Genomic DNA, 13,343 nt, shown 5'->3' with positions numbered 1-13,343 from the left:
CCCCCTCAAGCACCTGCCATCACAAGGGCCCAGAACCTCTTGTAGCGGGTGCCCGGCGCGTCGACCCGCGCAATACCGATACGGCGGATCTGCGGGAGCAGCATGTTCTTGTTGTGCTCGGGGCTGGCCTTCCACCGGGCGAGCACCTGATCCAGGGTCTCGGAGCCGGCGCTCAGGTTCTCGGCGGCCCAGGACTTCGCCAGGCCCACCGATGCCATGCGCGAGGTGAAGCTGCCGCCGATCTCGTGGCTGAGCTGCCCATGGCGAGCATTGTTGCCGGCCTGGAACGCCGCAGCCTTCACCAGCGCGGGATCCACCACCACGGGGCTCAGCCCGTGCTGGAGGCGATAGGCCGAGATAGCCGCTGCAGCCGACACCTCGTCGAGGATCGCGGGTTGAGTCGCGTTCTCGGCAGTCGGCTCGGGCGCAAACGAGAGGCCGCCGCAGCCGGTCAGCGTCAACAGCAGGGTCAGGGCAAAGGCGGGGTTCAGGTTCGGCACGGTCGGGCTGGCGCGTTGGAGAAATCTGCGCGCCTCACTCCGGCCCGGTTGCGGCGAAAGCGCGGCAGCGGACGAGAGGAGGTTTCCCGGCGCACGCTCGTGGCCGCCGTGCCACGCCGGCAAGCCCTTAAGCGGCCAGCGCGGCGCTTCCCAGCATCGCGGGCGCGAAGGCGCGCAGCAGCGCCGTATCGAGGTGGCCGCTGCTATCAGTCATGATAGCCAGGGCCTCCGCGGCACTGGCAGGCTGCCGATAGGTTCGCCGTTCCGTCAGCGCCGAGTACACGTCGCAGATCGTCACGATGCGGACGAGGTCCGATATCGCGGGGCCGGACAGCCGGTCCGGATAGCCCTTGCCGTCAAGGCGCTCGTGATGATGGCGGACCACGTCGATCACCGCATCCTCGAAACCGCCCTGCGCCCGCAGCAGATCGGCGCCGATATCGGGATGTCGCTGCATCAGGCGCAGCTCTTCGGGATTGAGCGGGCCCGGCTTGTTCAGGATCTCGACCGGAATGCGCGACTTGCCGATATCGTGCAGGAGTGACGAAGTCACCAGCCGCGCGAGATCCGCGCGTCCGAACCCGATCTGCGCGCCGAACGTTGCGGCGTGACCGGCGACACCGAGGGTGTGCTGGTAGACACCGATATCGTGGCGCCAGACTTCGGCAAGCCAGGCCGCGATGCCCACTTCCGATACGGCGGCCAGCACCAATTCCGTGCCGCGGTCGATGTCGGCCCGCTGGAACCGCGCGCCGAGGGCAGCGCTGTCGAACAGTTCGGCCACGAGTGCGGTCGCCTGGGAGACATGGTCGGCGAGCCGCCGCTCCCGTACTTGCGCCGAGCGCGTCGCCTCCTCGATCATCGCGAACGCGTTCGCCAGCACGACCTGACGGGCTGCGACCGCGGGCAGCTGGCGGATCTGCGGGGCTGCGGGCGCCGGCTCCCCGCGGACGAGCATCAGGCGCGGTATCTGCGGCCCGGGATAGCTGAGGGCGGGCTCAATCCGCGCGACTTGAGCGGGCGGCAGATCCAGAATGATCAGATGCGGCCGCTCGTGCGGGACAGCGGCACCGGGCGAAATGGCCCGGCAATCCATCACCAATGCGATCGCCCGCTCCAGCCCCGCTCGCTCGGTCGGCCGGTCCGAGATCAGCAGGACGAAGGGGCTCGCAGAGAATCGCGGTAGGGGGCCGACGGCCAACACGGTCGCTCCCTCGCCCGCATGGTCAACGATGTGTTGACCTTAGCGGGAAGCTTTGAGGAAAGCGTTAACCCTACGCAGTCAGCAGCGCGACGGCGTCGGTTTAGATGCATTTCAGGCGAGCTTCGCCTTGCCGACTTCGCGCGCGGGGCCGACGGCCGAACGATCAGCATCGGAAGCCGGGCTCAGGAAGTCCGCATACTTCACGGTCAGCAGGGCCTGGCAGGCTGCGAACGCGGCGAACAGAACGATGAAGCTGACGGTCATGACATTCTCCGGAACGACGCCATCGCGTCATATGCTGCGATGCGATAAGTGCCATCTCCGTCAGCTGTCTGGTATGCCAGATATCGAATACCGCGCATGCTCACCATGCATGCAGGTCAGATTGATGGCCGTTTCGGTGGATATTGAGCCCCACTCATGCGCTCGGAACGGCCCGCTCGATGAACGATGCGGCTCGATCGCGCACAAGCGAATATTGCAGTGCAGTCGGTCGACGGCATCGGAAACACAGTGTCTTAGGGACTGAACATGACACCGGAGGCGCCTCGGAGGCAAACCTACGCGGATGGCACAGCACTGCCATCAGCAACGGCTTCGACACCGGCAAGAAGCACTTTCTCGACCGCCGACAGACCCGATCTACCGAGCTGATTCGATTGCCTCGAGCCGCCACATCGCGCCGAGATTAATCCGTGGCCTCAGAGCTGAGGTCCGCGACGCGCCGGAGAGTGTGTGCTGCGCGACGGGTCGCGGCGGTCCGGTCCTAGTCGAGATAATCGCCGTAGGTGTCGACGTGATGCGCCAAGCCGAGGCCGTGCTCGCGCACGAGACGCTCGGCGAGGTCGGCATCCCGGGCTTCGAGCGCGGCGATGATGGCGACGTGTTCCCGGATCGACCGCTCCGCCCGGTCACCCTGCCGCAATGCCGTGCTGCGGATGCCGCGGACATGCATCAGAAGATTACTGGTGAGATCCGCGATCGCGTCGCAGTGGCCCAGGGCAATGATGCGCTGATGAAAGCGGATGTTGGCATCCGAATATTCGTCGATGTGCTCGGCCGGCTGCCCTTCGTAGAATTCCGGGAAGGATTCCCGCAGCGAGCGGAGCTGTGCGTCGGTCGCCCGCGCACAGGCGAGACGCGCCGCCATGCTCTCCAGCGCCGTCCACGCGTGGATCATGCTGACGATCTCGCGCTTGTTCTTCTTGATGACGAAGACGCCGCGCCGTGCCTCCGAGCGGACGAAGCCCTCCTGTTCGAGGACCGTCAGCGCCTCGCGCACCGGAGTCCGGCTGACGCCCAGATCCTGCGACAGCTTCCGCTCATCGAGCCGCACCTCGTCCGGACGCCCGTAGATGTCCATGTTGGTGATGGCACTCTTCAGCGCTTCATAGGCCAAGGTCCGGAGACTGGAGCTGGCGACGATCGGCTTCACGCTCAACGGTTCGGAGTTCGACATCCCTCGTCCAGTCAACTCACAGATATGATTTCCCACACGCATTCTCTGTCGTGCGCTCTCATCGGACCTAACTCAAACCTTAGCCAGATCCTAGTCAATTGCGGCCTGGTCCCACAGACCTGTGACGAGAGCCGCCTTCCTCGATCGTGCGACAGCCCGGATCGGTGTGGCCGGACCGATTGCAAACGGCACGTTCGGCAAGCCGAACTTAATCCATCACCCCAATCCAGTATTTTTCTGCATGTTCGATTGACAGGCATGGATGATATCAGCACCATCTTTCTGGCATACCGTCGACCACACGGCTCCGAATGCTATCGTCGATGACGTGTGCTGGAGGCAATGCGAACAAATTTGCCCGCGGGCCAAGAATTTTTCCAAGAACGACGGACGGTTTGTTCTGCCATGACGCGCTGAGGCAGGGCATAAAACCGTAGAGCGCATAAGGCATAAAGAATACTGCCTAGGAGGGAAGCGTATGTCCGAGATCCACAAACCGGTGGGGCGCGGCCGATGGCTGCAACTCGCCTTCGGCGTCGTCTGCATGTGCATGATTGCCAACATGCAGTACGGCTGGACTTTCTTCGTGAACCCGATGCAGGAGCGGCACGGCTGGGATCGGGCCGCGATCCAGGTGGCCTTCACCCTGTTCGTCGTCACCGAGACCTGGCTGGTTCCGATCGAAGGCTGGTTCGTCGATAAGTACGGCCCGCGGATCGTCACTCTGTTCGGCGGCCTGCTCTGCGGTATCGCCTGGGTGATCAACTCCTATGCAGAATCGCTCACGGTGCTCTACATCGCGGCCGCGATCGGCGGTACGGGCGCTGGCGCCGTCTACGGCACCTGCGTGGGCAACTCCCTGAAGTGGTTCCCGGACCGCCGCGGTCTTGCCGCCGGTATCACCGCGATGGGCTTCGGCGCAGGCTCCGCGCTCACCGTTGTGCCGATCCAAGCGATGATCAAGTCGCAGGGTTACGAGGCCGCGTTCTTCTACTTCGGCATCGGGCAGGGCGTCATTGTGATGCTGATCGCCCTGTTCCTGCGCGCGCCGGCCAAGGGACAGGTCCCGGAGGTTGCTCGGGTCAGCCAGTCGAAGCGGGACTACAAGCCCGCCGAGATGGTCCGGACGCCGATCTTCTGGGTGATGTACGCCATGTTCGTCATGATGGCCGCCGGCGGTCTGATGGCGACCGCACAGCTCGGCCCCATCGCCAAGGACTTCAAGATCGCCGACGTCCCCGTCTCGCTCCTCGGCATCACGCTGCCGGCGCTGACCTTCGCGGCGACGCTGGACCGGGTGCTCAACGGCGTCACGCGCCCGTTCTTCGGCTGGGTGTCCGATCATATCGGCCGCGAGAACACGATGTTCCTGTCGTTCGCGATCGAGGGCCTCGGCATCTACGCGCTGAGCCAGTTCGGCCAGAACCCGATCGCCTTCGTGTTGCTGACCGGCCTCGTGTTCTTCGCCTGGGGTGAGATCTACTCGCTGTTCCCGGCGACCTGCGGCGACACCTTCGGGTCGAAATACGCGGCGACCAATGCCGGTCTGCTCTACACCGCCAAGGGGACCGCGGCTCTGATCGTGCCCTACACCAGCGTGCTGACGACCATGACCGGCAGCTGGCACACGGTGTTCCTGGTCGCGGCGGGGCTGAACATTCTGGCGGCCCTCCTCGCGCTCTTCGTCCTGAAGCCGATGCGCGCGGCCTACACCAAGAAGCCCGAGGCCGGCCTCGCTCCGGTCCTGGCTCAGTAGCCGCCACCCGCATCACCCGAAACAGCCCGGCGCCGTCTTTACGGCGCCGGGCTTCCTGCATACCCGGGACCGGGGATACCGGAGACCGGGCATGGATACCGACGAGCGGAGCGCGCGGGACAGCGTCGTGGCAGCCGCGCGTGACCTCGACGTCCAGGGGCTGAACCGCGGGACGTCGGGAAACGTCTCGGTCCGCTTCCGTGACGGCCTGCTCATCACGCCGTCGGGCTTACCGACCGCCCGTATGCGTCCCGAAGATATCGTCCCGATGGGATTGGACGGTGCGCATCCGCCGGACCAGAAACCATCCTCGGAGTGGCGCTTCCACCGAGACATCCTGGCCCATCGGCCCGAGATCGGCGCCGTGGTCCACGCCCACCCCGTCTACTGCACGGCCTTCGCGATGTGCGGCCGGGAGATTCCGGCGGTGCACTACATGATCGCGGCCTTCGGGGGGCCCACCGTCCGCTGCGCGCCCTACGCGGCCTACGGCACGGCGGAACTGTCCGAGCTCGCCCTCGCGGCCCTGGTCGACCGCAACGTCTGCCTTCTGGCGAACCACGGCATGATCGCGGCCGGCGCGAGCTTGGAGAAGGCGCTCTGGCTCGCCGTCGAGCTGGAGACGCTCTGCCAGCAATACGCTGTCGCGCTCCAGGTCGGCGCACCGGCGATCCTGTCGGACCACGAGATCCACGAGACCGTAGAGCGCTTCCGCGGCTACGGGTTCAACGCGCCCGCGCGGGATTGACGTCCGGCAGACGGCGTCCAACCGGCCCGTTCTATCGGCCCAGCACCTGCCCCGCGGCGAGCCCGATCTCCCGAGCATAGTCGGCGGCCGACACCTTCTTGCCGCCCTCCGGCTTGACCTTGCGGATCTCGATCCGGCCGCCCTGCGCGCAGACGCTGAATCCGTTCTCGTCGATACCGATGACCTCGCCGGGCTTGCCCTTCACGTCGGAGAGGCGGCGGGTCGGGTGCAGGCAGGAATCGAAGATCTGAAGCTTTTTGCCGTCGAGGGTCGTCCAGGCGCCGGGCGCCGGGTTCGCGGCACGGATCAGGTTGTAGATCTGCTCGGCATGAGCGCTCCAGCGGACCTCGGCCTCGGCAGCCCGGAACCACCCCTCGTAGCTCGCCGCATCTTCGTCCTGGTCGACCTCGATGTGCTGCCCGGCGACGACCAGATCGGCCGCTTCGAGCATGGCGTCGACCCCCATCGGGAACAGGTTTTCGAAGTAGACGTCGCCCAAGGTCGCGTCGGGGCCGATCGGGCAGGTCTTCTGCAGGATCACCGGTCCTTCATCGAGGCCGTCGGTGGGACGGAAGATCGTGAGGCCCGTCTGCGAGTCACCGCGGGCGATCGGCCAGTTGATCGAGGACGGGCCGCGGTAACGCGGCAGCAGGCTCGGGTGGTACTGGATCGTGCCGTGCGTAGGGATGTTGACGAAGCTCTGTGGAGCGAACTGCAGCACGTAGGCCATGATGCCGATATCGGCGTTCAGGCCGCGCATGGCCGCCTCCGCCTCCGGGCTCTTCAGGCTCGGGAACTGGAAGACCTGGAGGCCCTTCTCCTGCGCTGCCGTCTTCAGCACGTCCGGCTTCGCGCCCGGCTTCTCCGGCGCGCAGAACACGCCCGCCACGTCATCGCCCCGCTTCAGGAACGCCTCGAGGACGGCTTTTCCGAAATCCTGCTGACCGATGAACGCGATGCGCATGCGATATCCTGGGCTTGATCCGGATCCCTCGCGGTCCGGAACGGATATTCTAGGGCGCAGATCAAGCCATCGCTTGCCCGCACCCGCTCACGTGATCGATGAATCAATACGCCCGGGACGGTTCGTCACCGTCCCGGGCTATATCGTTCCGGATACCGACGAACGGTCGGGCGATGCTTACTCGGCGGCAATCTTCTGGATCGTGCCGATCGCGCCCGAATTGGCGATCTCGCCGACCTCGGCCTCCGTGTAACCGAGGACGCTACGCAGGATCTCGTCGGTGTGCTCGCCCAGCAGCGGCGAGCGCACCACTTCACTCGGGCTCGCCGACAGCTTGATGGGGTTGCCGACCGTCAGGTACTTGCCGCGAGTCGGGTGATCGACCTCGACGATCGTGCCGGTCTTCCGCAGAGCCTCATCCTCGGCGATCTCCTTCATCGACAGGATTGGGCCGCACGGGATGTCGTACTTGTTGAGGGTGTCCATCGCCTCGAACTTGGACATCTTCATCGTCCACGCCTCGATTCGCGTGAAGATCTCGTTGAGGTGGGGCAAACGGCCCTTCGGTGTGGCGTAGTTCGGGTCGGTCTTCCAGTCGGGCTCGCCGATGATGTCGCAGATCGGCTCCCAGACCGCCGCCTGGGTAATGACGTAGATGTAGGCGTTCGGATCCTGCTCCCAGCCCTTGCAGCGCAGGATGCGGCCCGGCTGGCCACCGCCGGAATCGTTGCCCGCGCGCGGGGTCGCCTCGCCGAACGGGATGCCCTCGCCGAACTGGCTGTATTCGCGGAGCGGGCCGTGCGCGAGGCGCTGCTGGTCGCGCAGCTTCACCCGGCACAGGTTGAGCACGCCGTCCTGCATGGCACAGTCGACCTTCTGGCCGAGGCCGCTCTGCGTCCGGTGATAGAGGGCCGTGACGATGCCGAGCGCGAGGTGCAGGCCGGTGCCGGAATCGCCGATCTGGGCCCCGGTCACCATCGGGATGCCATCGCGGAAGCCGGTGGTGGAGGCCGAGCCGCCGGCACATTGCGCGACGTTCTCGTAGACCTTGCAATCCTCATAGCGGCCGGGCCCGAAGCCCTTCACCGACGCCAGGATCATGCGCGGGTTCGCCTCGTGGATCTTCTCCCAGGTCAGGCCCATGCGGGCGAGTGCGCCGGGCGCGAAGTTCTCGACCAGGACGTCGCATTCCTTGATGAGGCGCCAGAGCACCTCCTTGCCCTTCGGGTTCTTCGAATCCAGCGTGATCGAGCGCTTGTTGTGGTTCAGCATCGTGAAATAGAGGCTGTCCACATCCGGAATATCCTGGAGCTGCTGGCGCGTGGCGTCGCCGACGCCCGGCCGCTCGACCTTGATGACGTCGGCGCCGAACCAAGCCAGAAGCTGCGTGCAGGTCGGGCCGGATTGAACGTGCGTGAAGTCCAGGATGCGGACGCCTTCGAGGGCCTTGGTCATGATCGGTCTCGGAGTTGGAGGCGGTCTTCGGGATGTGGGGGAGGCGGCTCAAGCCGCTTGGGTGGCCGGTGCGATGCCCGTGCGAGTTCGCGACGTGGGGCGCGCAACGCCGGGTCCGGCGCCTTCCATCCTTCGATGGATCATATCTGCACTCCCTCCCACCACGCGGTTTCGTCGTATCGCGATACCGTCATTCGGACCCAGGGTGACGAGTCCGGCGATTTGTATACCACATGCCATTGTGTGGAGGCGAGTGCCCATTGTCGGCGCAGCGCGTCCGCGATCCCGGCGACCGTAAGCTGACAATCGGGATGGCTCAACACACGTCTCCGCGTCTCCTCGCCTGCGGGCCGATGCGGATGAAAGGCCCTTGGCTTTCGTGCGGGGCCGGTCCATGATTTCGCCAAAATTGCCCGCCTGCGCGGCGAGCAGAACGATGCAACGCTGAACGAGGGACGCCCATGCTCGCCAGCACCAGCCTGATCAAGTCCTCCTGGATTGCCGTGGATGTCGGTCATGACCGGGCCGAACGTGTGCTGGTGGTCGAGACATACATCGCGGTAAGTCCGCTCGAGCCGAACTTTGACGCGGCACAGTACGAGCGTGTTCTCGCCTGCGTGCAGAACGTGTTGAAGACACACCCGGAGATCGATCGCGCCTCGATCCTGAGCATGCACCGCGGATCCGGCTGTACCGCTCTATTCCGGAACCCGCCCGCCTCGGCCAAGCAGCCGGCGGCGGCCTGAGGCGCGTCAGGCGGGATCGGCCTGCGGGTCGCTCTGCGATACGGGCGGCTCCAATGCGACGCGGGCCGCGTGGAACCACCAGAGCGGGATGTCGCGGTTCGCCTTGACGAGTTCCGACGCCCAGCCCTCTTTGGGCATCACCTCGGCTCGATCCGCAAAAAGACGCAAAGCGCTCTCGGCGCGCTCCCTGCGGCATCGCTCATGGATCGCCGCCCGCTCGGCCGCGGCCCGCGCGTCGGTCTGCTCGATCAGCCGGCGGGTAGCGAGGTCGTCCGCGTCGAACGCGAAGCGCTGCCAAAACGCTTCCGCCTCCCGCGCCACATCGCGTTCGCGTCGTGCCAGGGCGAGCGCCTCCTCTGACGCAGCCCTGGCCGCCTCCGCCATCTCGGCACGGAGCAGCATCCGGTTGTTGGCCTCCAGCAGTTCCCGCTCGCGATCCGGGGCCATCCGCTGGCGGCGGAGCACCCGCAGCTCCTCCTCGTTGGCCGATCTGCCGGCAGCCGTGGCTAGCAGATCCTCCAGGGGACCGGCGGCCAGGGCTTCAGCCCGCTGCAGATAGCGTGCGCGCAAGCCCGGATGCGCCTCGTCGAGCGCATCATCGTCCCAGGACGGGCGTTCGGCGCATTCGCTCCGATCAGAATCGTACAGAGCGCGCGCGAGGGAGATGCGCAGGGGGTCGGGCAGCGGTGTCGCGGCGTGTTCGTTCATGAACCTGCATTCGCGATGAGCGATCAACGAAGCCTACAACGCGCCGGCGCGATCGAAGAGACCGGCACGGCGCGACAAACCTGTATTTTTTCTTCGTGCAGCCTCGCGTCCGCTTTCCCGACGGGATCGAGGCGCACGAACGAAACCGCGTTCCCGTCGGTTCAACCGTCCAGCCCCGCGAGAGGCCACCGGCAGCCCCACAGCAGGTCTATGGTGCTGCGATCAAGCTCGGTCTTGCTCTCGCCGGTCCCGTGCTGCCGCCTAGCCGGCTCGCGACGAGGGCGATCGGAAACCGGCTGCCACGCCCGCTCGCTATTCAGATGATTTGGCTGTCTCTCAAAGACGATAGCGCCGTCCCGCGACACAGGATACATCGTGAAGCGCGGTCTTCGGATGCCGATCAATCCACATGGTCCACACCGGCTACAATCCGGCGCTCGTCGCTCTGTCGATCGGCCTCTCGATTTTCGCCTCCTACACCGCCCTGGATCTGGGTGCCCGCATCCGTGGACCGGTTCCGGGTGCACGGTGGCCGTGGGTCGCGGGGGCAGCCTTGGCCATGGGCGGCGGCATCTGGTCGATGCACTTTGTCGGCATGCTGGCCTTCGAGATGGGCCTGCCGGCCGCCTACGATCTCGGCCTGACACTTCTCTCCCTGCTCATCGCCATCGCGTTCACCGGCGCGGCGTTCCTATGGGCGGCCTACCAAGGGGAGGGGCTCGCGGGCCTGCTCATCGCCGGCCCGCTGATGGGGCTCGGCGTCGCCGCCATGCACTACACCGGCATGGCGGCTCTCCAGACATCAGGACGTCTCGCCTACAGCGTGCCGGTGGTGGCGCTCTCGGTGGCGATTGCCGTCACCGCCGCGACGGCTGCGCTGTGGCTCGCGTTCCGCCAGCACGGAGTCCGGCAGAAGCTTGCTGCCGCCAGCATCATGGGCCTCGCCGTGGCCGGCATGCATTACACCGGCATGGCGGCGGCCACGATCACGGCGTCGGAGGCCGGCGCCCATGCAGCCCATGCCGGGCTGGTTCCCCAGCGGCAGGAGAATCTGGCCCTCTACGTGGCGGGCGCAACCTTCCTTATCCTGTTCCTGGCGATGCTGGCCTCGTCCATCGACCAGCAGCGCGTTCAGCGCGAGTTGCTGGCGAGCGAGGCGCGCTTCCGCGCCGCCGTCCAGGCCGTCCGCGGCGTGCTCTGGACCAACGACGCCACGGGCCGGATGCTCGGTGACCAGCCGGGCTGGAGCGCGATCACCGGTCAGGCCCGTGAGGCGTACCAGGGTTTCGGATGGGCGGATGCGGTCCATCCCGACGACCAGCAGGAATCCGTCGATCGCTGGAACGAGACCGTCCGCGCGCGGCGCACCTTCGTTCACGAGCATCGGGTGCGCTGCCACGATGGCACGTGGCGGCATTTCGCGATCCGCGCCGTCCCGGTGCTCGACGACCGGGGCGAGGTTCGGGAATGGGTCGGCGTTCACACCGACATCACTGAGCAGCGCCAAGCCGAAGCCGACCTGCGGGAATCGAACGAGGAAATCCAGCGCTACGCCTACATCGTCAGCCACGATCTGCGGTCGCCGCTCGTCAACGTGATGGGCTTCACCAGCGAGTTGGAGGCGACGCGGCTCGAGATCCGGGCCGCACTCGACGGCCATCCGCAGGCCGAGCGGATCGACGCGGATTTCGGCGAGGCGCTGGGCTTCATCAAGGCGGCAGTGAACCGGATGGAAGGGCTCATCGCCGCGATCCTGAAGCTGTCGCGGGAGGGCCGGCGCCAGTTCATGCCGGAACCGCTCGACATGACCGTCCTGCTTCGGAGCGTCGTGGACGCGCAGCGGCATCAGGTCGAGGCGGCCGGCGCGGCCGTGACGATCGCGGACGATCTGCCCTCGATCGTCGCCGACCGGCTCGCGGTGGAGCAGATCTTCGGCAATCTGCTCGACAACGCGATCAAGTACCTCGACCCCGCCCGCCCGGGACGGGTGACCGTCACGGCCCGGCCGGCCGGCGCACGCGGGGTCTGCTTCTCGGTGACCGACAATGGTCGGGGCATCGCCGAGCGCGACCACGGGCGTGTCTTCGAACTGTTCCGGCGATCGGGCGCCCAGGACCGTCCCGGGGAGGGAATCGGCCTCGCTCACGTCAAGGCGCTGATCCGCTCGTTCGGCGGCCGGATCGACATCACCTCGAAACTCGGGGAGGGCACGACGTTCAACGTGACCTTGCCGCACGGTGCGTCTACAGCGGATCTCGAAGACCGTGAGCCGGCGCCCCTCGCCGCCGAATGAGCGTGGAGCGAGCCGTGCATCCCGTCAGCATCGTGATGATCGAAGACGACGAGGGTCACGCGCGCCTGATCGAGCGGAATATCCGGCGGGCGGGCGTCAACAACGAGATCGTGCCGTTTCAGAACGGCACGTCCGCCCTCGAATACCTGTTCGGGCCGGACGGGTCCGGACTGGCGAGCGCCCGGCGCCACCTCCTGATCCTGCTCGACCTCAACCTGCCGGACATGACCGGGCTCGACATCCTGGAGAAGGTCAAGGCGAACCCGCATACGCGACGCTCACCCGTGGTGGTGCTCACCACCACCGACGACAGCCAGGAGATCCAACGCTGCTACGACCTGGGGGCGAACGTCTACATCACCAAGCCGGTGAACTACGACGGATTCGCCAACGCGATCCGGCAGCTGGGCCTGTTCTTCTCGGTCATGGAGGTCCCCGCGAACCCATGAGCGCGGAGACGGCCGGCGTGGATCGCCCCGCCGCGGCGGCGCGCATCCTCTACATCGACGACGATCCTGGCCTCGGCCGCTTGGTCAAGCGCTCCCTGGAGGCGCGCGGCTACGCGGTGGAACTCTGCGCGAGCGGAGCCGAGGGCCTGGCGCGCCTCGCCCGGGGTGGCGTCGATGCCGTGGCGCTCGACCATCACATGCCGGGTCAGACGGGGCTCGACCTCCTGCCCGAGATCCGCAGCCTGCCGCAGGCCCCGCCGGTCATCTACGTGACCGGCTCCGAGGACAGCCGCGTCGCGGTGGCCGCCCTGAAGGCAGGTGCCGTCGACTACGTCTGGAAGGACATCCAGGGCCAGTTCCGCGAACTCCTTGGTGAGGCCGTTGCGACGGCTTTGCGACAGGAGGCCTTGCGGCGGGACAAGGAGCGCGCGGAAGCCGAGATGCGCGAGGCCCGGGACCGGGCCGAGTTGCTGCTGCGCGAGGTCAACCATCGCGTGGCCAATTCCCTGGCGCTGGTGGCAGCTCTCGCGCACATGCAGCGCAATGCCGTGACCGATCCGGCCGCCAAGGCCGCGCTCGACGAGATGCAGGCGCGGATCTCGGCGATCGCCGGTATCCACCGCCGCCTCTACACATCGGAGGACGTGGAGTCGGTCGAACTGGACGCCTATCTGGCGAGTCTTGTCGAGGAATTGCAGGCCGCAATGCGGGCGAGCGGGCGCGATCACGCGATCCGTCTGCGGGCGGCGCCGGTGCGGCTCTCGACCGACAAGGCCGTCTCGGTCGGCGTCGTCGTGACCGAACTCGTGACCAACGCCTACAAGTACGCCTATCCGGAAGGTATTTCGGGGGAGATCCGGGTCGCGGTCGACCGGGATGCTGCCGACACCGTCTCACTCGCTGTGGAAGATGACGGCATCGGCTGGACGGGGGAGGGTGAGATCCAGGGTACCGGGCTTGGCTCGCGCATCGTGCGCGCCATGGCGACGAACCTGCGCTCGGCGCTGTCCTATGTTCCCGGATCGCCCGGCACCCGCGCCGTACTGGTCTTCCAAGCCTGA

13 protein-coding genes are annotated in these 13,343 nt (G+C 66.5%); 6 read left to right on the top strand and 7 right to left on the bottom strand.

What is annotated here, in order from left to right; genetic code table 11:
- Positions 1-5: 5 nt before the first annotated feature.
- The 4 genes from ABIE45_RS26400 to ABIE45_RS26385 form a co-directional block, all read right to left on the bottom strand.
- Positions 6-500, bottom strand: coding sequence for a CAP domain-containing protein (locus ABIE45_RS26400; RefSeq protein WP_192707684.1), 495 nt, complete (start codon positions 498-500; stop codon positions 6-8).
- Between the two features lie 127 nt (positions 501-627).
- On the bottom strand, positions 628-1,704 hold the full coding sequence (locus ABIE45_RS26395) for an HD-GYP domain-containing protein (RefSeq protein WP_373622674.1): 1,077 nt from the start codon (positions 1,702-1,704) through the stop codon (positions 628-630).
- A gap of 111 nt (positions 1,705-1,815) precedes the next feature.
- Positions 1,816-1,968 (bottom strand): hypothetical protein, encoded by a 153-nt coding sequence (locus ABIE45_RS26390; RefSeq protein ID WP_192707686.1) that lies wholly within the window; start codon positions 1,966-1,968, stop codon positions 1,816-1,818.
- A 502-nt stretch (positions 1,969-2,470) separates the two neighbouring features.
- Positions 2,471-3,163, bottom strand: a complete 693-nt coding sequence (locus tag ABIE45_RS26385) for a GntR family transcriptional regulator (protein ID WP_192707687.1) — start codon at positions 3,161-3,163, stop codon at positions 2,471-2,473.
- Positions 3,164-3,641: 478 nt separating this feature from the next.
- Here ABIE45_RS26385 and oxlT point away from each other — a divergent pair, with 478 nt between their 5' ends.
- On the top strand, positions 3,642-4,919 hold the full coding sequence (gene oxlT / locus ABIE45_RS26380; RefSeq protein WP_192707688.1) for an oxalate/formate MFS antiporter: 1,278 nt from the start codon (positions 3,642-3,644) through the stop codon (positions 4,917-4,919).
- Between the two features lie 91 nt (positions 4,920-5,010).
- Positions 5,011-5,667: a class II aldolase/adducin family protein gene (locus ABIE45_RS26375; protein ID WP_192707689.1), complete on the top strand. Its 657-nt coding sequence runs from the start codon at positions 5,011-5,013 to the stop codon at positions 5,665-5,667.
- 31 nt (positions 5,668-5,698) lie between these two features.
- Here ABIE45_RS26375 and ABIE45_RS26370 read toward each other — a convergent pair whose 3' ends face one another.
- Complete coding sequence (locus ABIE45_RS26370) at positions 5,699-6,631, bottom strand: methionyl-tRNA formyltransferase (protein ID WP_192707690.1); 933 nt, start codon at positions 6,629-6,631, stop codon at positions 5,699-5,701.
- A 177-nt stretch (positions 6,632-6,808) separates the two neighbouring features.
- On the bottom strand, positions 6,809-8,086 hold the full coding sequence (gene frc, locus ABIE45_RS26365) for a formyl-CoA transferase (RefSeq protein ID WP_192707691.1): 1,278 nt from the start codon (positions 8,084-8,086) through the stop codon (positions 6,809-6,811).
- Positions 8,087-8,547: 461 nt separating this feature from the next.
- Here frc and ABIE45_RS26360 point away from each other — a divergent pair, with 461 nt between their 5' ends.
- Positions 8,548-8,832 (top strand): hypothetical protein, encoded by a 285-nt coding sequence (locus ABIE45_RS26360; protein WP_192707692.1) that lies wholly within the window; start codon positions 8,548-8,550, stop codon positions 8,830-8,832.
- Between the two features lie 6 nt (positions 8,833-8,838).
- Here the strand turns inward: ABIE45_RS26360 and ABIE45_RS26355 are convergent, their stop codons facing one another.
- Positions 8,839-9,540, bottom strand: a complete 702-nt coding sequence (locus ABIE45_RS26355) for a hypothetical protein (protein WP_192707693.1) — start codon at positions 9,538-9,540, stop codon at positions 8,839-8,841.
- 409 nt (positions 9,541-9,949) lie between these two features.
- Here ABIE45_RS26355 and ABIE45_RS26350 point away from each other — a divergent pair, with 409 nt between their 5' ends.
- The 3 genes from ABIE45_RS26350 to ABIE45_RS26340 are packed head-to-tail and all read left to right on the top strand — an operon-like array spanning position 9,950 to position 13,343.
- Positions 9,950-11,833: an MHYT domain-containing protein gene (locus tag ABIE45_RS26350; protein ID WP_192707694.1), complete on the top strand. Its 1,884-nt coding sequence runs from the start codon at positions 9,950-9,952 to the stop codon at positions 11,831-11,833.
- Positions 11,830-12,282, top strand: coding sequence for a response regulator (locus ABIE45_RS26345; protein ID WP_192707695.1), 453 nt, complete (start codon positions 11,830-11,832; stop codon positions 12,280-12,282). Before ABIE45_RS26350 ends, ABIE45_RS26345 begins: the two co-directional genes overlap by 4 nt.
- A complete protein-coding gene (locus tag ABIE45_RS26340; RefSeq protein WP_192707696.1) occupies positions 12,279-13,343 on the top strand; it encodes a response regulator in 1,065 nt (354 codons plus the stop codon). Before ABIE45_RS26345 ends, ABIE45_RS26340 begins: the two co-directional genes overlap by 4 nt.

Origin of the sequence: Methylobacterium sp. OAE515, from assembly GCF_041806315.1 — a bacterium.
GTDB classification, from domain to species: Bacteria; Pseudomonadota; Alphaproteobacteria; order Rhizobiales; family Beijerinckiaceae; genus Methylobacterium; species Methylobacterium tardum.
The sequence above is the reverse complement of the archived record's forward strand: the minus strand, read 5'-3'. Positions and strand labels throughout refer to the sequence as shown.

Coding starts and splice junctions, on each gene's coding strand:
- ABIE45_RS26390 (WP_192707686.1), bottom strand. CDS start 1,968: ATGACCGTCAGCTTCATCGTTCTGTTCGCCGCGTTCGCAGCCTGCCAG.
- ABIE45_RS26385 (WP_192707687.1), bottom strand. CDS start 3,163: ATGTCGAACTCCGAACCGTTGAGCGTGAAGCCGATCGTCGCCAGCTCC.
- oxlT (WP_192707688.1), top strand. CDS start 3,642: ATGTCCGAGATCCACAAACCGGTGGGGCGCGGCCGATGGCTGCAACTC.
- ABIE45_RS26375 (WP_192707689.1), top strand. CDS start 5,011: ATGGATACCGACGAGCGGAGCGCGCGGGACAGCGTCGTGGCAGCCGCG.
- ABIE45_RS26370 (WP_192707690.1), bottom strand. CDS start 6,631: ATGCGCATCGCGTTCATCGGTCAGCAGGATTTCGGAAAAGCCGTCCTC.
- frc (WP_192707691.1), bottom strand. CDS start 8,086: ATGACCAAGGCCCTCGAAGGCGTCCGCATCCTGGACTTCACGCACGTT.
- ABIE45_RS26360 (WP_192707692.1), top strand. CDS start 8,548: ATGCTCGCCAGCACCAGCCTGATCAAGTCCTCCTGGATTGCCGTGGAT.
- ABIE45_RS26355 (WP_192707693.1), bottom strand. CDS start 9,540: ATGAACGAACACGCCGCGACACCGCTGCCCGACCCCCTGCGCATCTCC.
- ABIE45_RS26350 (WP_192707694.1), top strand. CDS start 9,950: ATGGTCCACACCGGCTACAATCCGGCGCTCGTCGCTCTGTCGATCGGC.
- ABIE45_RS26345 (WP_192707695.1), top strand. CDS start 11,830: ATGAGCGTGGAGCGAGCCGTGCATCCCGTCAGCATCGTGATGATCGAA.
- ABIE45_RS26340 (WP_192707696.1), top strand. CDS start 12,279: ATGAGCGCGGAGACGGCCGGCGTGGATCGCCCCGCCGCGGCGGCGCGC.